Source organism: Salinibacter grassmerensis (assembly GCF_947077765.1).
In the GTDB taxonomy this organism is placed as follows: Bacteria; Bacteroidota; Rhodothermia; order Rhodothermales; family Salinibacteraceae; genus Salinibacter; species Salinibacter grassmerensis.
In genome coordinates this window covers 533,914-555,512 of the sequence record NZ_CAMTTF010000002.1, presented here as the reverse complement: position 1 = coordinate 555,512, position 21,599 = coordinate 533,914, and the positions used below count along the sequence as shown (strand labels likewise).

The 21,599-nt window shown below is 65.3% G+C and carries 16 protein-coding genes; 2 read left to right on the top strand and 14 right to left on the bottom strand.

Annotated elements, in window-relative coordinates:
- Window positions 1-169 precede the first annotated feature (169 nt).
- Window positions 170-982 carry a tetratricopeptide repeat protein gene (locus OJB03_RS06460; protein WP_263786081.1) on the top strand — a complete coding sequence of 271 codons (813 nt, stop codon included), beginning with the start codon at window positions 170-172 and terminating at the stop codon, window positions 980-982.
- Between the two features lie 30 nt (window positions 983-1,012).
- Window positions 1,013-1,429, top strand: a complete 417-nt coding sequence (locus tag OJB03_RS06455; RefSeq protein ID WP_263786080.1) for an acyl-CoA thioesterase — start codon at window positions 1,013-1,015, stop codon at window positions 1,427-1,429.
- A 1-nt stretch (window position 1,430) separates the two neighbouring features.
- Here the strand turns inward: OJB03_RS06455 and OJB03_RS06450 are convergent, their stop codons facing one another.
- The 14 genes from OJB03_RS06450 to ftsY all read right to left on the bottom strand — a co-directional run bounded on the left by OJB03_RS06450 (window position 1,431) and on the right by ftsY (window position 21,577).
- Complete coding sequence (locus tag OJB03_RS06450) at window positions 1,431-2,522, bottom strand: phosphotransferase family protein (RefSeq protein ID WP_263786079.1); 1,092 nt, start codon at window positions 2,520-2,522, stop codon at window positions 1,431-1,433.
- Window positions 2,515-3,312 (bottom strand): phosphorylase family protein, encoded by a 798-nt coding sequence (locus OJB03_RS06445; RefSeq protein WP_263786078.1) that lies wholly within the window; start codon window positions 3,310-3,312, stop codon window positions 2,515-2,517. Before OJB03_RS06445 ends, OJB03_RS06450 begins: the two co-directional genes overlap by 8 nt.
- Before the next feature lie 66 nt (window positions 3,313-3,378).
- Window positions 3,379-6,414 carry a TonB-dependent receptor gene (locus OJB03_RS06440; protein WP_263786077.1) on the bottom strand — a complete coding sequence of 1,012 codons (3,036 nt, stop codon included), beginning with the start codon at window positions 6,412-6,414 and terminating at the stop codon, window positions 3,379-3,381.
- A 217-nt stretch (window positions 6,415-6,631) separates the two neighbouring features.
- A complete protein-coding gene (locus OJB03_RS06435; protein WP_263786076.1) occupies window positions 6,632-7,255 on the bottom strand; it encodes a DUF2064 domain-containing protein in 624 nt (207 codons plus the stop codon).
- A gap of 244 nt (window positions 7,256-7,499) precedes the next feature.
- A complete protein-coding gene (locus OJB03_RS06430) occupies window positions 7,500-9,359 on the bottom strand; it encodes an ABC transporter ATP-binding protein (protein ID WP_263786075.1) in 1,860 nt (619 codons plus the stop codon).
- Window positions 9,360-9,473: 114 nt separating this feature from the next.
- A complete protein-coding gene (rnz, locus tag OJB03_RS06425; protein ID WP_263786074.1) occupies window positions 9,474-10,442 on the bottom strand; it encodes a ribonuclease Z in 969 nt (322 codons plus the stop codon).
- 220 nt (window positions 10,443-10,662) lie between these two features.
- A complete protein-coding gene (locus OJB03_RS06420) occupies window positions 10,663-12,462 on the bottom strand; it encodes an ABC transporter ATP-binding protein (protein ID WP_263786073.1) in 1,800 nt (599 codons plus the stop codon).
- 201 nt (window positions 12,463-12,663) lie between these two features.
- The gene (locus OJB03_RS06415) at window positions 12,664-13,263 is read right to left on the bottom strand and encodes a Crp/Fnr family transcriptional regulator (RefSeq protein WP_263786072.1); all 600 of its coding nucleotides are present in this window, start codon (window positions 13,261-13,263) and stop codon (window positions 12,664-12,666) included.
- A gap of 122 nt (window positions 13,264-13,385) precedes the next feature.
- Window positions 13,386-15,965, bottom strand: a complete 2,580-nt coding sequence (locus OJB03_RS06410; RefSeq protein WP_263786071.1) for a BamA/TamA family outer membrane protein — start codon at window positions 15,963-15,965, stop codon at window positions 13,386-13,388.
- A gap of 180 nt (window positions 15,966-16,145) precedes the next feature.
- Entirely contained in the window at window positions 16,146-17,153 is a 1,008-nt protein-coding gene (locus OJB03_RS06405) for a M23 family metallopeptidase (RefSeq protein ID WP_263786070.1), read from the bottom strand.
- Window positions 17,154-17,500: 347 nt separating this feature from the next.
- Complete coding sequence (hprK, locus tag OJB03_RS06400; RefSeq protein WP_263786069.1) at window positions 17,501-18,517, bottom strand: HPr(Ser) kinase/phosphatase; 1,017 nt, start codon at window positions 18,515-18,517, stop codon at window positions 17,501-17,503.
- 37 nt (window positions 18,518-18,554) lie between these two features.
- On the bottom strand, window positions 18,555-19,550 hold the full coding sequence (locus tag OJB03_RS06395; protein ID WP_263786068.1) for an AAA family ATPase: 996 nt from the start codon (window positions 19,548-19,550) through the stop codon (window positions 18,555-18,557).
- Between the two features lie 44 nt (window positions 19,551-19,594).
- Window positions 19,595-20,518, bottom strand: coding sequence for a methionyl-tRNA formyltransferase (gene fmt / locus OJB03_RS06390; RefSeq protein ID WP_263786067.1), 924 nt, complete (start codon window positions 20,516-20,518; stop codon window positions 19,595-19,597).
- An 84-nt stretch (window positions 20,519-20,602) separates the two neighbouring features.
- On the bottom strand, window positions 20,603-21,577 hold the full coding sequence (gene ftsY, locus OJB03_RS06385) for a signal recognition particle-docking protein FtsY (RefSeq protein ID WP_263786066.1): 975 nt from the start codon (window positions 21,575-21,577) through the stop codon (window positions 20,603-20,605).
- Window positions 21,578-21,599 lie beyond the last annotated feature (22 nt).

Below are 21,599 nucleotides of genomic sequence, written 5' to 3'. Positions count from 1 at the left end.
TGTTTGATAGAATGGAGCTACGGCGTTTCGATAGGGTCTCTACGGATCTCCGTCGGGGGTGTTATGGGGACTTGGTGTTCGAAACTCTCGTGGAGGCCGGAAGCATTTCCCGGCGATGTTCGTGGAATGCACTGCGTTGCATACTCTCCTGCATAGTTGCCTTTCCCCCATGTCCTACGAGGTCAACGACTTCGAGACCGATGTACTCGACGCAAGTGCGGATGCGCCCGTCCTGGTCGACTTCTGGGCCCCGTGGTGCGGCCCGTGTCAACAGCTCAGTCCGGTGCTTGAGTCGCTCGCGGAAGCGGCCGACGACTGGACATTGGTGAAGGTAAACGTGGACGACCATCCGTCCGCGGCACAAGAGTACGGCGTGCGCGGCATTCCGGCGGTGAAGCTGTTCGTGGACGGGGACATTGAGGCCGAGTTTGCCGGCATAAAGCCCAAGCCCCAGCTCAAAAGCTGGCTGGACGAGCACCTCCCAAGCGAAGAAAAGAGCCGGATTGAAGAGGCGAGCGAGGCCCTCGACTCGGGCAACCATCAGGAAGCCGAGCACCTTCTCTGGCCCGTGTTGGAGGACAACCCCGACCACGACGAGGCACAGGTGCTCATGGCGCGCGCCCTGGCGTTCAAGGACCCGAACCGGGCACAGGTACTGGCCCAAGAAGCCGAGGTGGCCGATCCGACCCTCCGTCAGATGCGTGACGGTGTGGAGACCATTGCCCGTCTCCTGGAGCTTGCCGAGGACCCGTCTGCCCTCCCCGAGAACGGAGCCAAGGACACGTACGTCGCGGCCCTCAACGCGCTGTCCGACCAGGACTTTGACGCGGCGCTGGATCAGTTCATCGACGTCGTGCGCACCAACCGCGACTACGACGACGACGGCGCACGAAAGGCGTGCATTGCCCTCTTTACGCTACTCGGGGAGCAGCACCCCACCACCCAGGAGCACCGCCGCACGTTCGACATGGCGCTGTATTAGGCGTAGTCCTTTTCCAATCGCTTTTTTTCGATGCCCGACGTTCCGGATGCTCTTCCCGACGGCACTCAGCACGTACACACGGCCGACCTCGCAGTCCGGTGGGGCGACATGGACGCCGTGGGCCACGTCAACAACAGCCGCTTCTTCTCCTACTTCGAGGAGGCGCGGGTGGAGTGGCTCAAGGCCACGCTCGACGCTACAATGTTCACGGAGAGCGGCCCGGTGCTGGCCCACGCGTCGTGCGACTTCGAGCGCCCGGTGCGCCACCCCGCGACCCTTCACCTCGACGTGTACGCCGAGCCCCCAGGGCGGTCGAGCCTCACGACCCACTACGCCGCCCGCCTCGATGCGTCCGGCGACACGGCGGCCTCCGGCACCGCCGTCCTCGTGTGGGTAAGTGCGGAGACCGGCGATCCGGTGCCGATGCCCGACCTGGGCCTGCGGTGAGCTACCGCTCAAGCACGCCAGCGGTGTCCGGGGCCCGGATGTGCTCCGCCGCCGTCGCCACTGCGGTCTGTACCGCCGGGTGCTCGGCGCCGAGGCCGGCGTAGACGTAGCCGTCCTGAAACGGCCCCACGGCCCGGACGAGGATTTCGGCCCCGACGTGAATCGCAGCGTCGCGCCGCTCTGCCGGGTCCCAAAGAGCCTCTTTCGTATCGCCCAGGGCGTTCTCGTAGGCCTCCAGGAATGCGTCACGGTGACCCGCAACGGCCCGGGCGACGGCCTCAGACGGGGCGCGCTGGACCTGCATCCACAGGTGCGCACACCAATGCGCCACGTCCTGGAGCGGGCGCCCGTAGTGGGCCAGTTCCCAGTCAATAATCCGCAGGTGGTTGCTGGACGCAATCAACACGGAGGGCGGCCAGAGGTCGCCCATCGTGAGGCAGCGGCCCGGCTCCAGCAGGCTCCGGCCCACCGCCGCGGCACGTGTGCCGAGCGCGTCCGCGTCATGGACGCCCGCCTCCCGTAGCATGTCGGCCACTCCCTGGTACTGCACGGCGTGGCGGGTTTCCTGCATGGGCCGGTTGTCGAACACGTCCGCACAGTGGTCGTCGTCGTACGTCGCTGCGTGAAGGCGGCCCAAAAACTCCCCCAGCCGCCGTCCCTGCGCCGCGGCCGTCGCCGTGAGGTCTTGGGCTTCCGTCTCTTGGAGCCACCGCCCAAACGACGGCACAGGGCCGATGTCCTCCATGATGAGGACAGGGATCTCGGAGTTTTGGTCGCGCAGCTCAGGGGCACGCACCGTCCCCTCCATAGACTGGTGCAGGTGCCCGCCCCGCCCCAGCGCACGCAGGCACCGGGCCTCCACCAGCAGCCGGGACGGGTCGAGCGGCGTCTCCGGATTGGCCGCAATGTACGGCGGCGCGTATTTGACGATCAGGGAGCGCTCCGTGCCCGGCACGCGCCACACGACGTTCAAGTTGCCCTCCGGCAGGCGCGTGGGCGTTCCCGCAGCCTCAAAATGGCCCAGCCGGTCTTGTACGTAGGCCCGGGCCCCCTCGGCGGTATGTAGGCGAGGAGCGGCGTCAGTCTCACTCATCGGTGCCGAAGCGGTAGATGGTGTTCGGGAAAGCGACGGACTCGGCCCGGCGTAGAAAGGCCGTGACGATGCGTTCCTGCTCTTCACGGGAGCGATCCAGGGTGGAGGTGAGGGCGCCATCCTCTGGCGGGTCGCGATCGGGGATCGAGTACTTGTGCCCCACCACCAGCCCAGCACACGGAATCTCCAGTTCATTGGCCAGGACGATTTCCGGCCCCAGCGTCATGGAATTGACCTGCGCCCCCATCCGGGGCCACATGCGGTTCTCCGCCGCGGTCTTGGAGCGGGGCCCCTGCACGTAGGCGAACGTAACCGCCTCCCCGATCGGCACTTTTGCCCCTTCGGCCAGGTCCTGCACCTGCGCGGAGAGCCGCGTCGCGAAGAGGCCGTCGTCGAGGACGAGGTGCCCGTGGGCCTCCGACGGCTCCGTGAACATGGTGCAGGCACTTCCGTCCGGCAGGCGATTGTCGGGCATGAGCAGATCGTCCACCAGCAACGGCCGGTAGAGTGGCACGTCAGGGTCCAGCACGCCGACCGAGCTCGTCACGAGCAGCGCCCCGCACCCTACCGTCTGGAGCGCCGCGGCCTGGGCGCGATAGTTGATCTGGTTGGGCAGCAGCCGGTGCGGCAGGCCGTGCCGAAACAGCACGTAGGCCGGTCGGTCAAGGCCGCCGACCCGATGAAGCGTTTGCGTCCCCCACTCTGTTGCCACCGTCTCCGGCTCCAGGTCAAGCTCTTCTGGGAAGGAGTCGGCGAAGGCACTCCCAAGAATGGCGGCCACAGCAGACATATCGCGGGGAGGGTGTCGGAAAAGAGACGGACGGTTTGATGCGCCACGCGGCATGGCCGCGGGATTCTAAAACTCGTACCGTAGGCCGAACTGGAATTGGCGGGGCGGTCCGGCATTTTTCTCCTCGATGTCCGACCCCGGCGGCCCCACCTGAATCTGATTGCTCTGCGTGGCATTGTTGGCGTAGCCGCTCAGGTTCTTCGTGTTGAGCACGTTGAACACGTCGGCGCGGGCCACTACCCGCCCATCGGCCACCGGCCAGGCGTACTGCGCGCTCAGATCCAATCGGTAGGACCACGGCAGGCGGCCGCTGTTGCGCTCCGCCCCGGGCCAGCGGTCGCTGTTGCCCACGTACTGCGCCCCGTACTCGCGCCCGTCCCCATTCAGGTCGCGTGTACCGAAAATCGAGGCGTCCGGCACCCAGTTGACGGGCTGGCCGCTTTGAATGAGGCTCGCCAGCGTCACACGGAGCCGATCCGTCGGGTACGCCGTGCCGATGGCACTGATCACGTGCCGGCGGTCGTTCACCGAGGGCCCCCACTCCGCCTCGTACTGGTTTCCCGTCTCCGCCCGGAAGTTAATGTCGTCGGTGTTGTTGCGGAGGCGGGAGAGCGTGTAGCTGAGGCGACCCGAGTACCAGTCGTCCCCCCGATCCTTGACCAGATTGAAATTGGCGGCCCAGTAGCGGGCTTCTCCTTCGGTCTCCGTCATGGTGATGCTCCGCCCGCTGGGGATGGGCCGCGTCGCGTCGGCCGCCGCGGGGGACCGCACGAGGTCCGCCGGATCGCGGTTCGGGTCCTGGCGGGCCGCCGCCAGCTCCGTCGCGGAGATGTCGTACGCTTCCGGGGCGTTGAGCTCTCGGATCCGGAAGAGGTCGTAGGAACGGGTGTGGATGAGGTCGACGTACGCGAGCCACTCGTTCCCAAACTGCCGCTGAACGCCGAGCGAGAATTGGTGCGTCTGGGGATTCTCATAGCCGTTGGGGTTGAGGATGCGTCGCCCACCTCCCAGGGGCGTCACGTCGGACGGGCGTTGAAGATACCCGGCACTGTCGCGCTGTGCCGACCGTGTGCCGTTGAAGGTGACCTCATCGATGTCGGTGTCGCCCGGTAGAATGCCCTCTTCGACGAGCGTGCGGACTTCATTTTGGAACGCCGGGTCATTCGAATTGCTCTCCAGCGCGTCGCTGGTAACGGCGTAGACAATCTTATCGTAGAAGATGCCGTAGCCGCCGCGTAGGGTTGTGCGCTCGTCGAGTGCGTAGTTGAAGCTGAGGCGTGGGGCGAGGTTGTTGTAGTCGGCCTCATCGGCCCCACCGCCCCCCTCTGTGAGGCTGTCGTAGTCGTACCGCAGGCCCGTCGTCACTGTCAGGTTGGGCAGCGGCGTGAACTGATCCTCCACGTACACCCCAATCAGGTTTTGCCGCCGCCCGAACGTAGAGGGCCGCTGCTCCACAGTGTAACTGGTGACATTGAGCGCCTGCCGATTTACCCCGAGCGCACCCGGCAGCTCCGAGGGCGTCAGCGAGGGGGAAAGGCGCGCGTCGGCGAAGGCTTCCGTCTGCGCAGAGTCGAGCCGTACAGCATAGTTTCCGTTCGGATTTCCGCCTCCCGCCAGGCGGTGGCCGGACGTAAGAACATCGAGCCCGGCCCTCAGGGTATGACTGCCGAGTTGATACGTGAGCTTCTGCTGCGTCTGAAACGTGTTTTCCACGCTATCGAACTGGAAGCCCGGGTGGCCGAGGGCGGCGATGGTAAGACCGCTCGTATCCTGCACCGTCACCCGCGGGCTGTTCGGGTTGCTCGGGTTTCCGGCGTCCCAATTGAACCAGCTGTACTGGAAGTTGCTCTCGTACACGAGTTGATCGCCGGTGTACGTGTTTTGGAGGGCCGCGTGGACCCCGTCGCGCTCCTCCGTGTTGGCCGCGCTGGCGAACCTGACGCCGCCGGTGAGCCGACCGCCCTGGTTGTCGAGATGAACCCGGTTGGCGTTCAGCCGTGCCGTGGAGCGCCACTGGTCATTCCAGCGGTGGTCCACCCGGGCCGAGGCGTACGTGAGTTGGTTCCGGCCGTCGATGGTCTCCCGCACCCCCGGCGCGTCCAGCAGGTTGTCTTTGAAGTCGGTCGTATGCTCCAGACTTACATGGAAGAAGGTCTGATCCGCCACGATCGGACCGCCGAGGGCAAAGCCGCCCTGCTGACGCTGGAAGCCACTCTTAACCGTGTTGCCCGACAGGTCGCGTTGCGTCGGGGTGTCCTCGCCGAACTCCCCGTCGAGCGGCTGGCCGGGACGGGTGAGGTAAAAGGCCTCCCCCTCGTACTCGTTGCTCCCAGACTTCGTGGTGACATTGAAGATGCCGTTTCCGGTACGCCCGTACTCGGCGGAGTACGTACTGGTAAGCACCGTCACGTCCTTTACCACGCCCGTCGGCACGTCGAACTGCGGGCCGCCTAGGAACTGCTCGTTGTTGTCCATGCCGTCGATGAGGTAGTTCGTGTAGAGGCCGTTGGCGCCGTTAATGCTCACGTTGGGCGCCTCGGCAAAGAAGCCCGTCGACGGGGTCACATTGGGCAGGCGGTAGAGGCTCTGCGTGAAGTTGCGACCCTCCACCGGCAGGTCCTCTAGCGCCGCGGCGTCGAGGCTCGACGACACTTCTCCGTTCACCCGGTTCACCTCCGCCACACTCCGTCCCCCTTCCACCACGACCTCGTCGAGCGCGTACTCGGCCACGGGCCGAAGGACAAGGGTCACGCTCCGGGTCGCGTTCGCCCGCAGCTCGATGCCGGACACGCGCGCCTCATAAAACTGATCGTTTTCTTCGATGAACACCGAATAGGTCCCCGCCGTGGAGAGTCCGCCCCATTGCGTGGTGCCCTGGTCGTCGGTTCGGCGGGTCGCCTCAAAGCCGATGCCCTCATTCACGAGGTGAACAGCCGCGCCGGACACCGACTCGTTTGCGCCAACGTCGAACGCGTGCACCTCCAGGGCCGCCTGGCCGTGGGATTTCGGCGCAGTGAGGCCGGCAAGCAGAAGAAACAGACACGCGGTCCACAACGCACTTCGGACTTGCGGAGACAGCGTGGGGGTATTGCGTAGAGTCATGGGATACATCAAGGCTGGACACGAAAGACCTACAGCTCGTAGACGACGTTCACCGCGGGCACACGAGCCGGGAGGCACATCAGCCGTTCGTGGCATACAGTCCTCCCACAGGAGATCCGTAGTATACCCTGGGTGAACAGAAGCAGACGGGACCGACGCCCGTCTTCAGTGAGTCGCCGCGTGACGATGAGGACCGTCAGGCCCTTCAGCGGCGACTTCAGGACGAACTGTAGGGAGGTGCCCGGGACCGACGCTCCAAGACCGGACGCGTCGTGCCTCGATTCGGGGGACGAGAGGTGCGATGGGTCACTCCGAGCACCCGACGAAGACGCGCCACAAGGCTTTCAGCGCGGTTCCGGCGTAGCAGCGCGCGAAGCTCCACGGGGCGGTTTACATCGTCGCGCACGGCAAGACAGGCCGGCGCGGCCCCGGACGTGGCCGCAAGGTGACGGTGCAGGGCCGAAAACAGAGTATCGGTGGTCCAGGGGAGCGCCGCAAACGCCTCGCGCCCAAACTGATCGCGGGACAGCCCGATCAGGTAGGCCCCGTCGTGGTCCGACGTAGGCCCGAGCACCGGTCGCCCCGCTTCCAACTGCTCGGTGACCGCGGCCCAGTCAACCTCATGCAGGGTCGGACAGTCGTTCCCCACGGCGATGACGTGCTCGTACCCCGCCGCAAACGCGTCGGCGATGGCGTTGGCGAGCCGCGCGCCGAAATCATGCCCGCGCTGTTGCGCACCATTGACCTCCAGCACGGGCAGTCCACTGTCCACCACCGCCCGCCGGGCATGGTCGTAAAACGCCGTGGCCACCCGTCGATTTTGGGCGTAGTTCTGTCCCACGAGCCGCTTGCTCAGCCCCTCCCGCTCTGGGCGGCGGCTGAAAAACAGAATGGCGGTGTCTGTATCGGGGGTACCAATGGCGATTCGGCGTGCAGGAACGATGTACTGCAGGAGTGAAAGAAACCGACGCCGACTGCAAGCAGCCGTGCCCTGTCCGATGGGATGGACTCAAGAGCAGGACTGTTACGTGGCCAGATGTGAGCATTTCGCAAACCGTCCCGTGTTCCCCAATCGTCCTCCCGCCCTACGTCTGTACACGCTGATCCGTCCGCGCTCCGTCCCCTCGTGGCGCCACCTGATCGGCATATTGCAGATCGTACAGCTTTCGGTAAAGGCCATCCATCGCCAACAGCTCCTGGTGGGTGCCCCGCTCGCGGAGTTCGCCCTTGTGCATCACCAGGATCTTGTCCGCGTCCTGAATGGTGGAGAGGCGGTGCGCGATGGCGAGCGTGGTGCGTCCCTCCGTCACCCGCTCCAGGGCCTGTTGGATGAGGGCCTCCGTCTCCGTATCGACGCTGGAGGTGGCCTCGTCGAGCACCATCACATCTGGGTCGTACAGGAGCGCCCGCACGAACGCCAGCAGCTGTCGCTGGCCGCGCGAGAGCGAAGAGCCACGCTCCTTCACGTCCTGGTCGTACCCGTCTGGCAGCCGCTCGATGAGCTGATCGGCCTGCACCGTCTTGGCGGCGCGTCGCATCATCTCCTCGTCGATGCTCGGGTCATCGAGTGTCAGGTTGCGCCGCACCGACCCGCTGAACAGAAACACATCTTGAGGGATGAGGCCGATGTGCTCGCGCAGGTCGCGGAGCCGCAGGTCACGAATGTCGTGTCCGTCCACCCGGATTTGGCCACGCTGGATCTCGTAGAAGCGCAGCAGCAGGTTCATCACTGTGGACTTGCCCGCGCCGGTGGCCCCCACCAGTGCCGCCATTTCGCCGGGCTCTACCCGGAACGACACGTCCTCGAGCACCCAGTCGGGAGTGCCCTCGTCGTCCTCCTCGTAGGCGAACCACACGTTCTCGAACTCGATCGTCCCCTCGACCGCGTCGAGCTCAACCGGCGCACGGGACGCCTCGATGCTCTCGTCGGTGTCGAGCAGACTGAAGACGCGCTCGGCCCCCGCCATCGCCTTCTGCAGGGTGTCGTACTGGTTGGACAGGTCGCGAATGGGCCGGAAAAACTGGCGCGCGTACTGGATGAACGCCACGAGCACGCCGAGCGTGAGGGCCGACCCGCCCAGGGCCCGAAAGCCGCCAAACCAAAGCACCCCCGCCAGTGCCAGGTTCGAGATGAACTCGATGGACGGCCAGAAGATGGCGTAGTAGAAGATGGTGTGGAGGTGCGCCGCCCGATGCTTATCGTTGATTCCCTCAAACCGGTCTTCCTCTTCCGCCTCCCGGTTGAAGAGCTGGACGATGTGCATGCCCGTCACGTGCTCCTGGATGAAGGAGTTGATCCGGGCCATCTGCTTGCGCGTCTCGCGGTACTGATCCCGCACATTGCGCCGAAACCAGAACGTCACCCACACCATCAGCGGCATCACCAGCAGCGTGACCACCGCCAGCATCCAGTTGAGGGTGAACATGAAGTAGGCGATGAAGACGAGCTTGAACAGGTCCCCCAATACCGACACGAGCCCCGACGAGAGGGCATCGCTGAGGGCCTCCACGTCGCTGGTGGTCCGGGTGATGACGCGCCCGACGGGCGTCCGGTCGAAGTACGAGAGGGACTGCCCCTCGACGTGCCGGAAGAGCGTCGTGCGCAGGTCGTAGATGGCCTGCTGCCCGATCCATTGCGTGAGGTAGTTCTCGCCGAAGGAGAGGATGCCCTCCCCCACTAGCGCAAGCATCAGGTACAGGATGATGTACTGCAGGCCCTCCAGGTCCCCCACCACGATGTAGTTGTCGATGCCCTTCTGCACGAGCCACGGGCGCAGTGGGCCGAGGAAGGACGCCCCGAGTGTAATGAACAGCGCCAGGACGATGTACCCGGCGTAGGGGGTCAGGTACTGCCCCAGGCGACGGATGAGGCGCCCGTCGAAGGTGTTCACCTCATCGACAGTGTCTTCCGGTTCAAATTGGTCGTCGGACGCGTCGTCAGCCAAGTGAGATGGAGCGGATGGGTGAAGGGAATCGACAAAACAACAATCAAGCAACTTGGAGGACACACGCAGTGTTGCGTCCTCCAGAACGACAATGTGGCATTGGTCGCCGGTGTGTTACGATTCGCTCGCCGAGCCCGCCGGGCCGGGCTCTTTCTCGCGGGGGTCCAACTCGTAGCGGCGCAGCTCCTCAGCCGCCTCGGCCGCGGAGAATACCGAGCGCGCCTCCTGCTCCAGCGGTGCGGGATCCGGGTAGCGGGCACTGAGGTGTCCCAGAAGCAGCCGGTTGGCCCCGGCCTCACGGGCAACCGTCGCCGCCTGCCGGGCCGTCGAGTGCCCGGTCTGGTCGGCCCGCTCTGCGTGGTCGTCCGCAAAGGTGGCGTCGTGGTAGAGCAGATCGGCCTCCTGAGCGAGGGCACGCCCGCCGGCGCAGGGCCGCGTGTCGGTCACGTAGGCCACCACGACACCCGGGCGCGGCGGGCCCAGCACCTGCTCCGGACGCACCGTCGTTCCGTCCGGGGTTGTCACCGGGCTCCCGTTCTGCAGCTGCCCGAACGCCGGCCCCTCCGGCACGCCCAGTGCTCGGGCCTCCTCGGGGTCAAACCGACCGGGCCGCGTTCGCTCCTCCACACGGAAGCCCGTCGTTCGCTCTTCACGGTGGTCCAGCCGCCGGGCCTTCACGGCAACCTCGTCGGTCTCGTACACTGCGCCCTGGTCCAGCGCCGCATCCACCTCGACCATGTGTACCGGAAACGACAGGCGCTCCGGCGTGGCGCCGGGCACGGCCCGCAGCATGGCCGGCCCACCGGGGGGGAGGACGAGCGTCACCGGATCGGTCCGCTGCTGCAGTTCCATCGTGGAGAGCAGGCCCGGCAGCCCGTAGCAGTGATCCCCGTGCAGGTGTGTCACAAAGATGGCCTCGACGCGTGCCCAGCTGAGCCCAGCCTCTCGCAGGCGGTACTGCGTCCCCTCCCCGCAGTCGAAGAGCAACACCTGCCCCTTCCGCTCAACCGCTAGCGCCGAGAGGTGACGCTCATCCGTCGGCACCGCGGAGGCCGTTCCGAGGGGGATTACATTGGTCGTCATGACTTGCGACGAAAGGATGGATGTTTCGTTGCACGTCCACGCTCGCTGCGTAGGGGCCGCGTGGGAGGGCAGGACGCGGAAAATGGATCGGGACACGCACGGAAAGGAGCAGTCTGCAACTTTCCTTGCACAGGGGTGGAGCCCTCCGCACCCCGCTCTCACTGAGAGTCCTGGGCGTTCTGTACAACAGGGCCCTGCGGTCTCAGAGCGCGCTGCTGCATCACAGCGCCTCGATTTCCTCCTCCAGCAACTGCTTCTCATAGAGGTCCGCGTAGAGGCCCTCCTCGCCCACGAGCGCCTCGTGAGTCCCGCGCTGCACCACTTTTCCCTGCTCCATCACGAGAATGAGATCGGCCTCCTGCACGGTGCTGAGACGGTGACTCACAATGACGAGCGTGTGGTTGCCCTGGCGCTCCCGCAACGACCGAAGGATGTTGCGCTCCGTCGCCGTGTCGACGGCCGAGAGCGCGTCGTCGAAGATCAGCACTCGGGGGTCGCGGATGAGGGCTCGGGCGATCGAGGTCCGCTGCTTCTGCCCCCCCGACAGTGTGATGCCCCGCTCGCCCACGTACGTGTCAAAGCCGTCCGCAAAGTTCTCCACGTTCTCTACGAGGTCCGCCTCCGCGGCCGCCGCCCGGATCTCTTCATGCCCGGCGTCGAGGTCGCCGAACGCGATGTTGTTGCCGACCGTGTCGCTAAACAGAAACACATCCTGCGGCACGTACCCCATGTGCTCGCGCAGCGTCCGCAGCGGGATGGTGTCGATCTCGTACCCGTCGACGGCAACGGTGCCGGCGTCCGGCTCCAGAAGGCGCGGGATCATGCGGACGAGGGTGCTTTTGCCGGACCCCGTGCGCCCGACAATGGCGAGGGTTTGGTCGGCCGGGAGGTCGAAGCTTACCCCCCGCAGGGCCGGCTCGTCTTCGTCCTCGTACTTGTACCACACGTCGCGGAACGTAATGCGTCCCTCCAGGCTCTGAATCGCCGGATTGGTCTGCGGCCCATCGTCGATGTCCGGCTCCCGGTCCATGATCTTCTGCAGCCGCATGACCGACGCGGAGGCCCGCTGGATCATCGTAATCACGAAGCCCAGCGAGGCCACCGGCCACGTCATCATGTTGATGTAAATGATGTACTCGGCGATATTCCCGATGGTGATGGTCCCCTCCGCCACGAGCTGCCCGCCCATCCACACCACGATCACCGTCGACACGCCCACGAGCAGCAGAAAGGAGGGCCGCCACGCCGACTCCACGAGCGCCAGGTTCAGGTTGCGCGCCCGGTACTCCTGGCTTTCGTCGTCGAAGGCCTCCGCCTCCGCAGCCTCCCGCGTGTAGGCCTTCAGCACCCGAATCCCCGATAGCGCCTCCTGCACACGACTGGTCAGCGTCGAGTACTGCTGCTGCAGCCGATCGCTGCGGTGGTGCACCATGCGGGCCATGAAAAACACCGCCACCGCCAGCACCGGCAGCGGCGTGAGTGCGTAGAGCGTCAGGGTGGGTGAGATGACGAACATGACCGACGCCGCCACCAGCACCATCACGAGGGAGCGCGTCACGTACATGATGGCCGGGCCGATGTAGCGCCGCACCTTTTCGATGTCGTCGGTGGCCCGCGTGATGACGTCCCCGGTCGAGTACTCCTGATAAAACGTGGAAGACAGCCGCTGCAGGTGGTCGTAGAGGTCGTTGCGCAGATCGTACTCGATGTGGCGAGACGCGACCACGACGGTCTGCCGCATCAGAAACATGAAGAGGCCGCTCGTCCCAGACAGGGCAATAATCACGAGCGCGAACAGCACCAGGGCGACAAAGAAGTAGGCGTAGAGCTCCGCCTGCGCCGGCGTGTCGCCGTACAGCGTGTACAGCCGCACGAACCGGGGGATGCTGTCTACGACCTGTCGCACCACCATCGGCACCGTGATCTGAAAGCCGGCCGAGATCATTGTGAAGAGGAGCCCCGGCACGAACAGGTACTTATATCGCCAGAAAAAGTGGTTGAGGCGGGCAAGTGGGCCCATCTCGGAGACAGGAGTTTGGACAAACAATGCTTGTGGACATCAACGCAGAGGACAGAACGGCTGATCCCCGCATGTCCCCCGGAGCGTCGCCGTCGGAACGGCTTGGGATATGGACGACACGATCATTACAGACCGCCCGCCCACAGCGGATCGCGGCTGGCCACGAAGGCCATTGCGGCCAAGACAGCAGTATATGTCGCATCACACGTCGGCCAGCACCTCGTCCCCGACCGACTCGGCCGCCTCGGCGTAGGCCCGGAGCGCCGTCCGGGCGTCCGCCTGCTCTTCATACCGTCGGATGAGCCCTACGTGCTGGGCCGCTAGGTGCCGGGCCAGTGCCATTGTGATTTCCATTCCGGCCTTCGGATTGCGGCGCATGACGTTCTTGAGGTCGGGCCGAAAGAAGCCCAGTACCTGCGTCTCCGTGGTGGTCTCGGCTGTTTCGAGCCGCCGGAAGTCACCGAGCAGGGACAGCCCCCCGATCATCCCGCCCGTTTCGATCGCCCGGAGCTCGTGGGGCGCCTCCGGCACCCGGTCCGTCACGAGGCGCACCCGCCCCGACTCCACGACATACAGCCCGAGCCCGGGATCGCCTTCGTAGTACAGCGACTCCCCGCGGCGATACCTACGCCGGTGTGTCACGTCGGCCATGGCGTACAGGGCACTCGACGAGAGGTGGTTGAAGGCCGGCACGTTCCGCAAGCGCTCCGCAATTTCGCGGGTGCGGGAATCCAGCCGGCGCCGGAAGACTCGGCGGTACAGTCGCGTGACGGCCCGAAAAAGCGGACGAAAGAGGGACATGACCCAGCTGCGAGTCGAGCGAGAAGCGTGGCTAACAGGCGGAAGTGCGGGACCGTTCGCCCCATCGGCAAGGGCGCTCGTTCTCAAGCATATCGGCGCATCGTACTCAAAACGCATCGGGCTCAGAAGGAGTGGCCGATGCCAAAGTGAAGAAGCGGGCCACTGAAGTTCTCCCCGAACACATCGTCGTTTCGGGGCGAGGGGTCGTGCAGGCGATAGGCAAGATCAAGGCGGACGATGAGGTATGGCCACTCCAGGCGCAGCCCCGCTCCGCTCCCGACCCCAACATCAAGCAGCGCCTCCGGTCCATCAAATCGCCCGTCTCGGCCATCGCGCCGGACATTCGTGTCGTCGCGGTCCTCGTCCACACGCCCAAACCCACGGTTGCGCGGGCCGAACCACACGTTCCCCACGTCCAGAAACGTCGCCCCGATCCATCGGGCCGCCAGCACGCTTTGCAGGAGCGTCGTTCGCAGCTCGATGCTCGACTCAAGCTTCACGTCACCGCCCAAAATGTTCGAGGGGCTCTCCGGCACCGCCGCCGTCGTGTCTGCCGGGAGGCCCTCCCCCGGCCCCAGCTCCCGCAGGCGCCACCCCCGCACGCTGTTCGCCCCTCCACTGAAGAAGCGGCGGTCGAACGGCACCACCGTCGGCCCCGCCGTGGGATGTGCCCATCCCCCGAAGAACTTGAGCCCAAGCGTCGTGCCCGCCCCTAGGGGCACGTACCGGCGCAGGTCCACCGACGTCCGGAGGTACGGGCGGTAGAGGAGCCGCCCTGTGAGCCCCCCAGCCCCCCCGAAGAGACTGGGCAGCGAGTAGTCCAGGCTCCCGGGCGTGGACACGAACCGATCAACCAGGAGGGGAAGCGTATTCCCCACCTCCCCGGACACCTCGTAGATGTGCCCGCTCCGCCGCCGCATCGGGCCCGCCGTGGCGTCCCGAAACGTGTACCGGAGGGCCGTATTCACCTGCGGCTGCGTGTAGTCCTCCAGAATCTGCTGCCGTTGCACCGGATCCTGCACGTTTTCTCCCCCGCGCCCGAATACGCGCCGGAGGAACTTTTTGCTGAACTGGTCGAGGGTGTCCGGGTTGCTCAGGCTCAGGTCCATGACGTCGACCAGCGAGGACTGGGTCGGCGTGTGGTCCATCTCCAGACGCAGGCGCGCGTTCAGGCGGCTTCGGATCCGCAGCCCAAGGTCACTGCGCAGGGCCGTCAGGCCCGTGAGTGAGATGCGTGTGCGGGCGTTCGACAGGTCAAACGCCCGGTCGAGGGACTGGAACGGACGAATGAGGTACGGGAGCACGAGGGAGGCACTGCCCTCAAACTGATTCGAGCTGATGAGCAGGGAGTCGAGGCCCGTGGCCACGGAGGCCGACGTGCGGAGCCGAAACGTCTCGCCGCCCCCAAAGGCGTTCACGTTCTCGTACGTGCCGCTCAGCCCCACCCCAAATTCGTTGAGCCGCACCCCCGCCTCGCTCGCCCCCACCGACTCGCGCTGCAGCGCAAAGGTCTCTGCCTGTAGACGATGTCGCTGCCGGGTCTGCGCGTTAATCTGAAGGGGCAGATAGGGCGTTCCCGTCGTGTCGTTCAGTACGGCGTCGTCGTACTGCGGAGACAGATTGGTGAAGGCAAACACGCCCGTGCCGTCGAGGCGGCGCTTCGTAGCCTGGACCGCCGACTGGTCGTAGTACGCTCCCGGCGTAAACCGAAGACTGCGACGCACAATGGTGGGATCGAGGTGGCGCTCGTCCACAATTCGGGAGACAACCCGGGGCGCTTCCCCTCCGGTCGTATCCGCGGTCAGGTCGACCGTGTCGGAGCGGGGCGGCGCGTCCTCCGGCCCCGTCACCTCGAAACGCACGTCCCCAAACCGATACCGGGGTCCCGTTTGTACGCGGAGCGTCACATCAAACGAGTCGGGCGCCACCCGATACACCACCGCCCGGACCGAGTCGCGGCTTACCGCGGCGTATCCCTCGTTTTGCAGAAAGGTCAGGATGCGCCGGCGCTCTTCGAGGAGCATCGGCTCCCGGTAGCGCTGCTCCTGCACCCGCACACTCAGTGTATCTTTCAGCGAGACGGACCCGGCCTCAAAGACCGTCCCTTGGACGAGGCGCTGCTTCTGTCCGGTCCGCAACGAATCAAGCCCCGCGTACTGGACCCGCCGAAGATAGGTGGCCGATCCTGGTTCGATTTCGAAGACCACCCGCACCCGATTGTCTTCCTCTCGGGGCTCGACCCGGTACGACACCGCGGCGTCCTGAAATCCGCGCTGGCGGTAGAACAGCTCCAGGCGCTCGGCGTCGCCCCCCACCGTGGTCGAGTCGATGTAGGCGGGTGGCTCGCCCCCTGACCGGAGGGCCGTGCCCAGGCGCTCCCACATCCAGTCGGCACTTCCCAACTGGTGGACCCAGCGCCACCATGTGAGGCCCGGAATGCCCAGGACGCGTCGGTTGGGCCGAGTGCGAATGTTTTCCTTCAGCGTCCCCGCCGAGAACTGGCGATTGCCTTGAATGTCGACCGTGCGGACGATTGGGGCGGTGGTGTCGGCCGCCGCCCGTGCCCCGCCTTCCGACTGAGATGCTTGCGTGGTCTGGATCATGCCGACCAGAAGCACAGTCCCCACCACCAGCAGTCTTTTCGCGACGCTCTCGCCCGGCCGGACGGGGGTCCGAGCAGTCGATGAAGGATGCGTCACCATGGAGCGCGGCGGTCGGCAGATCCAGGAAAGTGCCTGCGTGTGGATCAGGGCCAACGCTTCAGTCTGCAGACAGTGCCGGATGCGTTTGCCCCCTTGCCTGAATCAAGACGATCGCACGCACGCAGGCGTCTCCCCCCACGTGCACAGCGCCCTGTCCGGCGCCAATCCCCTAGATCGGGATCAGCGTGCCGACGCGGGGGACGCGCTCCTGTCCACACTCGCCCGGTACTCCTGAGTTCGGCGCTCAAGCGTACGGTAGCTTTCCGGACTCATGTCCGGCATCAAGAACTGCATGGGGTTCAGGGCCGACCCACCGAGCCGGTGGACTTCGTAGTGAAGGTGCGGGCCGGTCGACAGCCCCGTATTGCCACTGTACCCGATGGTGTCCCCGCGTTGGACCTCGGCCCCGCGGTAGATCTTGTCCGGGATCTCGGACAGGTGCGCGTACCGGGTCATGTACTCCGACTCCGGGTGTTTGATTTCAATGACCTTTCCGTAGCCCGGATTCTGCTCGGCCCGCTGCACGACCCCCCGGGCCGTCGCCATGACAGGGGTGCCCCGCCTCAGCAAGAAGTCAATCCCTTCGTGCATCTTCCGGACCTTCAGGATGGGATGATCCCGCATTCCGTAGTTCGAGACGATGCGCCCGTTGGCCGGACGGATGGCCGGGAGCTGACGAAGCCGATCTTGACGCTGCTTCGCCACGTCGTAAAGCTCCTGGTAGCTCGACTTTTGCAGGCTCATCTGACGCTCGAGCTTGTCGAGCCGCTGGGCCGTCTTTTTCAGGAGTGCCTCGGTGTCCGCTCCCAGATCGTCAAACTGTCGGTACGGGTCGGCGCCCCCGACCCCAACCTGCCGCACGTCCTCGGAGATCGGCTTCATCTGGAACAGCCGGCGGTACAGCGTGCGGTCCTTTTTCGCCAGCGTGTCGAGCCGGGACGATAGGGTCGTCATTCGCCCGTTCACCTGATCGAGCTGCTGTTCAAGAGCCGTGTTTTCGACCCGAAGTGTCTTCTCACTGGGCGAGGCAATCCACTGCTGATCAATTCCCCAGAAGAGAAGACCCGTGAGGATGACGGCGAGCCCCACGATCTGTCCCGCGCGGGCTGCCCAGTCGGTCCAGGTCGCCTCGACCTCCTTGAAGGAGCAGGTCTCGGGATCGTAAATGTACGTTTGGTCTCGGTCCATGGCAACGGCGCTTATTCGAGTCCGGTGGGGAAGCGTGTGCCAGGACGGCAAGGAGACGTCCGGCCCGTGCGCACCGCTGAGGCGCGGGCGCGCTCAAAGCAAAGAGAGTTTTCTGTACATTTCGCTATAGCCATCGGCAAAAATAGTGGGATGAAGTATGCCTGTCAACCGGAGTCGGCGGGCCCATCGTATCTTGACTCGACCCATTGAATGCTTCGTTCTTGTCGGGATCTGTTCTCAGAACTGTAAAAAAGAATCGGTTTTCCCCGCGACGACGCCGGGGGCAATGTAGGCACAATGGCCATGCCGATTTCTCTTCCAGAGGAGCTCCTGGCGCTCCTGTACGTCTACTCGTAGTCCTGCTCAAAGTACTCAATGCCCCGGCGGGGGGCGGGTGGGCCATCTTGCTGAATGCGCGTTCGGAGCCGCTCGGTAAAGACCTCCGCTGGGTCGTGCCCGTAGTGGCGAAGCAGGTAATTCATGGCGATCACCTCGCAGATCACCGTAATGTTTTTGCCCGGCGTGATGGGCACCCGTACCATCGGCAGGTCGACTCCCAGAACTTCATGGGTATCTTTTACCATGTTAATCCGGGTGTACTCCTTATCCTCATCCCAGAGCTCCATATTGACGACAATCTCGATGCGCTTCTGGAAGCGGATCGCCCGGATGCCGAACATGGAGCGAATGTCCACGAGGCCGAGCCCCCGCACTTCCATGAAGTGCTGCACCAGGTCGGTGCCCGCCCCCATCAAAATCGACTCATCCCGCTGGGTCGCGATGACCACGTCGTCCGCCACGAGGCGGTGCCCCCGTTCGACCAGGTCCAGGGCCACCTCGCTCTTTCCAATCCCGGGCTTGCCGATCAGGAGGAGCCCGATGCCGTAGACGTCGACGAGGGAGCCGTGGACGGCCCGCTGGAGCGCAAACTGGTCGGCCAGGAAGTTGCGGAGCGACGACATGAACTGCACCGTGGGCAGCGGGGTGCGGTACACCGGAATGTTCGCGTCCGTCGCCATGTCCACGAGCGAGGCGTCGATCTCGTTGTCGTCGGTCAGCACGATGCAGGGCACCGAAAATTGCGTCAGGTGTCCAAGCGCGTCCCGCCGATCGGCGTCGTCGAGCTGATGCAGGTACCGCGTCTCGGTGTTGCCCAGAATCTGGACGCGCTGGTGGGTGAACAGGTCGACGTACCCCGCGAGGGCAAGGCCCGGGCGGTGGAGCGTGCTCTCGGTCACCGCCCGCTCGGCGGCGTCCACCTCATCGTTCACCGGCATCACTTCTACGCCCACGGTCTCGCGCAACTGGCGGACCATGAAGGCTACTGTGATCGACTCCTTTTGAAAGGTCTTGGGGCGGTCCATAGCGGGACAGACAGGCCAGTCGAGAAAGAGAGCCGCGCTAGGGCACTTCCACGCTGCTCAGGATGCGATCGACGAGGTCCGCAGCCTCCACCTGCTCGGCCTCCGCCTCGTACGTAATGACGAGCCGGTGCTGCATCACGTCTTGCGCCACCGCCCGCACGTCCTCGGGCGTCACGTAGGCCCGGTGACGCAGGAACGCGTGGGCCCGCGCGGCCAGGTTCAGGTTAATGCTGGCCCGTGGCGACGCGCCGTACTCCAGGAGGGGCTCCAGCTCCCCGAGTCCGTACGCGTCCGGGTCGCGGGAAGCCAGAACAAGGTTGACGATGTACTGCTCCACCCGTTCGTCGACGTAGAGGTCGTTGATCACCTCGCGGGCTCGAAGGATTTGCTGCGGGCTGGCGACGGCGTCCACGGAGGACGACTCGTCGGTCCGTGCCATGCGCCGCATAATTTCCAACTCCTCCTCCCCCGTCGGGTACGTGACGTCGATCTTCAGCATGAACCGGTCCACCTGCGCCTCGGGAAGGGGGTAGGTGCCCTCCTGCTCGATCGGATTCTGGGTGGCCAGCACCAGAAAGAGATCGTCGAGCGGAAACGTCTTCTCGCCGAGGGTGACCTGCCGCTCCTGCATGCTTTCCAAAAGCGCACTCTGCACTTTGGCGGGCGAGCGGTTGATCTCGTCGGCCAGGATGACGTTGGTAAAGATCGGCCCCTTCTTGATGGAGAAGGCGCCGGTCTTCTGGTTGTAGATCTGCGTGCCAAGGAGGTCGGCGGGGAGCAGGTCCGGCGTAAACTGGATGCGCTGAAAGTCTGTCCCGATGGCGTCGGAGAGGGTGCGCACGGTAAGGGTCTTCGCGAGGCCCGGGACGCCCTCCAGCAGGACGTGCCCATCGGCCAAGAGGCCGATGAGGAGGCGCTCGATCATGTATCGCTGCCCCACGACCACACGGCCAATCTCCTCCAGCAAGTCGTCGACGAACGCGCTCTCGGTGGCGATGCGGTCCTCAAGCTCGGAGAGGTTGTGCTCGGACATGGGGCGGATGGATCGGGAGAGAGCGTACGGACGGCGAGCGGTCCCTACTCGCCGAGGCGGTCGCCTTCGGAGAGGGAATAGCCGTTCAGGAAGTCGGTAGCATCGAGTCGCTTCCGCCCGGGCTGCTGCAGGACGACCACCTCCACGGCCCCGGAGCCGCAGGCCACGAGCAGGCGCCCGTCGGCGTCGAGCACCTCGCCGGGCGTCCCCGTGCCTTCCGCCCGCCGCGTGCGGTACAGCTTCAGGCGCGTGTCGTCGTGCAGGGTCCATGCCCCGGGATAGGGCGACAGCCCGCGGATATGGTTGTGCACCTCTGCGGCCGGCGCGTCCCACGAGATCTCGCCGTCTTCGTCGTGGATCTTGGGGGCGGGAGTCGCCTTCTCGTCGTCCTGGGGGCGCGTCTCGACGGTGCCGTTGTCGATCTGCTGGACCGTCTCCACCACCGCCTCGGCCCCGAGCTCGGCCATCCGATCGTGCACCTCGCCGGCCGTCTCGTTGGGGCCGACCGCCATCTCCTTCTGTAGGATAATGTCGCCGGTGTCGACGGACGGCTCCAAGAAGAACGTCGTGACGCCCGTTTTGCTCTCCCCCGCCATGACGGCGTGGTTAATGGGCGCGGCCCCGCGGTACCTGGGCAGAAGCGACCCGTGCAGGTTGAAGGCCCCCTCGCCCGCAGTCGTAAAGACCTCGGGCGGAAGAATCTTGTAGGCCACCACCGCGATCACATCCGGCTCTAACTCCGCCACGGCCTCGGCGAACCCCGGGTCCGTCACGTCTTCCGGCTGGAGGATGCGGTCGATGCCCCCCGCCTGTGCCGCTTCTTTGACCGGCGTCGGGGTCACCTCCTGGCCACGCCCCCGCGGCCGGTCGGGCCCGGTGGCAACGGCCGCAGGAGAGTACCCGGCGTCAACGAGGGCAGTGAGCGAGGGCACCGCAAACTCCGGCGTGCCCATGAAAACGACGTTCATGCTTGCGTTGAGGCGTTGGTGCGCTGAGATGCGGAAACGGGTCGGCCGATCGACGGGAGAAAGAGCGTCTGGTTCCCCACCATTCTAACTTTCGACTCCCTTGAACAGCCCCTCCACGAACCCCTTACGGTCGAAGACCTGCAGGTCGTCGATGCCTTCGCCCACCCCAATGTATTTGACCGGCACCTGGAACTGGTGCGAGACCCCAATCACGACGCCCCCCTTTGCCGTGCCATCGAGCTTGGTCAGTGCCAGGTCCGTCACGTCCACGCTGTCGATGAACTCCTCGGCCTGACGAAGAGCATTTTGCCCAGTCGATGCGTCGAGCACGAGCAGCACCTCGTGCGGCGCGTCCGGAATCTTGCGCCCCATCACCCGCTTCATCTTGGCGAGCTCATCCATGAGTCCGCCCTTCGTGTGGAGGCGTCCCGCCGTGTCGACGATCGCCACATCCGCGTCTCGCGCCTCGGCGGCCTCGATGGTATCGTAGGCCACCGCCGCCGGATCCGCCCCGTGCTTCTGCTTGATGAGGGGCACATCTGCCCGGTCGGCCCAGATCTCAAGCTGCTCGATGGCGGCGGCCCGAAAGGTGTCGCCGGCCCCCATCAGCACACTCTTGCCCGCCTGGCGGTACTTGTGGGCCATCTTGCCGATGGTGGTCGTCTTGCCGACCCCATTCACGCCCACCACCATGATGACGTGGGGCTGATTGGGGAGCGGCGCGTCGAAGTCGGCCGGGCGCTCCTTCGTGCCCTCCAGCATGAGCTTCGCGATTTCGTCCCGGATCAGCCCGTTCAGCTCCTGGGCCGACACGTACTGGTCCTGCTCCACGCGGGCCTCCACGTGGTCGATAATGTCGAGCGTGGTGTCCACGCCCACGTCGCTGGTGATCAGGACCTCTTCGAGCTCGTCGAGGACCTCGGCGTCGACCGTGTCCTTGCCCCGCACCATGCGGTCGAGCTTGCCGAAGAAGCTGTCGCGGGTCTTGTCGAGCCCTTCCTCAAGCTTCTCCTGCTCATCGTCGTCGTTCCAGTTCGTAAACGTGTCGAGAAAGCCCATAGCGCATGAGACAAGTCCAAAA

Bases quoted from the DNA above. Each gene is read 5' to 3' on its own strand.
- OJB03_RS06395 (WP_263786068.1), bottom strand. From the start codon at position 19,550: ATGTCCGAGCACAACCTCTCCGAGCTTGAGGACCGCATCGCCACCGAG.
- fmt (WP_263786067.1), bottom strand. From the start codon at position 20,518: ATGAACGTCGTTTTCATGGGCACGCCGGAGTTTGCGGTGCCCTCGCTC.
- OJB03_RS06410 (WP_263786071.1), bottom strand. From the start codon at position 15,965: ATGGTGACGCATCCTTCATCGACTGCTCGGACCCCCGTCCGGCCGGGC.
- OJB03_RS06450 (WP_263786079.1), bottom strand. From the start codon at position 2,522: ATGAGTGAGACTGACGCCGCTCCTCGCCTACATACCGCCGAGGGGGCC.
- OJB03_RS06420 (WP_263786073.1), bottom strand. From the start codon at position 12,462: ATGGGCCCACTTGCCCGCCTCAACCACTTTTTCTGGCGATATAAGTAC.
- OJB03_RS06445 (WP_263786078.1), bottom strand. From the start codon at position 3,312: ATGTCTGCTGTGGCCGCCATTCTTGGGAGTGCCTTCGCCGACTCCTTC.
- rnz (WP_263786074.1), bottom strand. From the start codon at position 10,442: ATGACGACCAATGTAATCCCCCTCGGAACGGCCTCCGCGGTGCCGACG.
- OJB03_RS06455 (WP_263786080.1), top strand. From the start codon at position 1,013: ATGCCCGACGTTCCGGATGCTCTTCCCGACGGCACTCAGCACGTACAC.
- OJB03_RS06415 (WP_263786072.1), bottom strand. From the start codon at position 13,263: ATGTCCCTCTTTCGTCCGCTTTTTCGGGCCGTCACGCGACTGTACCGC.
- ftsY (WP_263786066.1), bottom strand. From the start codon at position 21,577: ATGGGCTTTCTCGACACGTTTACGAACTGGAACGACGACGATGAGCAG.
- OJB03_RS06405 (WP_263786070.1), bottom strand. From the start codon at position 17,153: ATGGACCGAGACCAAACGTACATTTACGATCCCGAGACCTGCTCCTTC.
- OJB03_RS06460 (WP_263786081.1), top strand. From the start codon at position 170: ATGTCCTACGAGGTCAACGACTTCGAGACCGATGTACTCGACGCAAGT.
- OJB03_RS06440 (WP_263786077.1), bottom strand. From the start codon at position 6,414: ATGACTCTACGCAATACCCCCACGCTGTCTCCGCAAGTCCGAAGTGCG.
- hprK (WP_263786069.1), bottom strand. From the start codon at position 18,517: ATGGACCGCCCCAAGACCTTTCAAAAGGAGTCGATCACAGTAGCCTTC.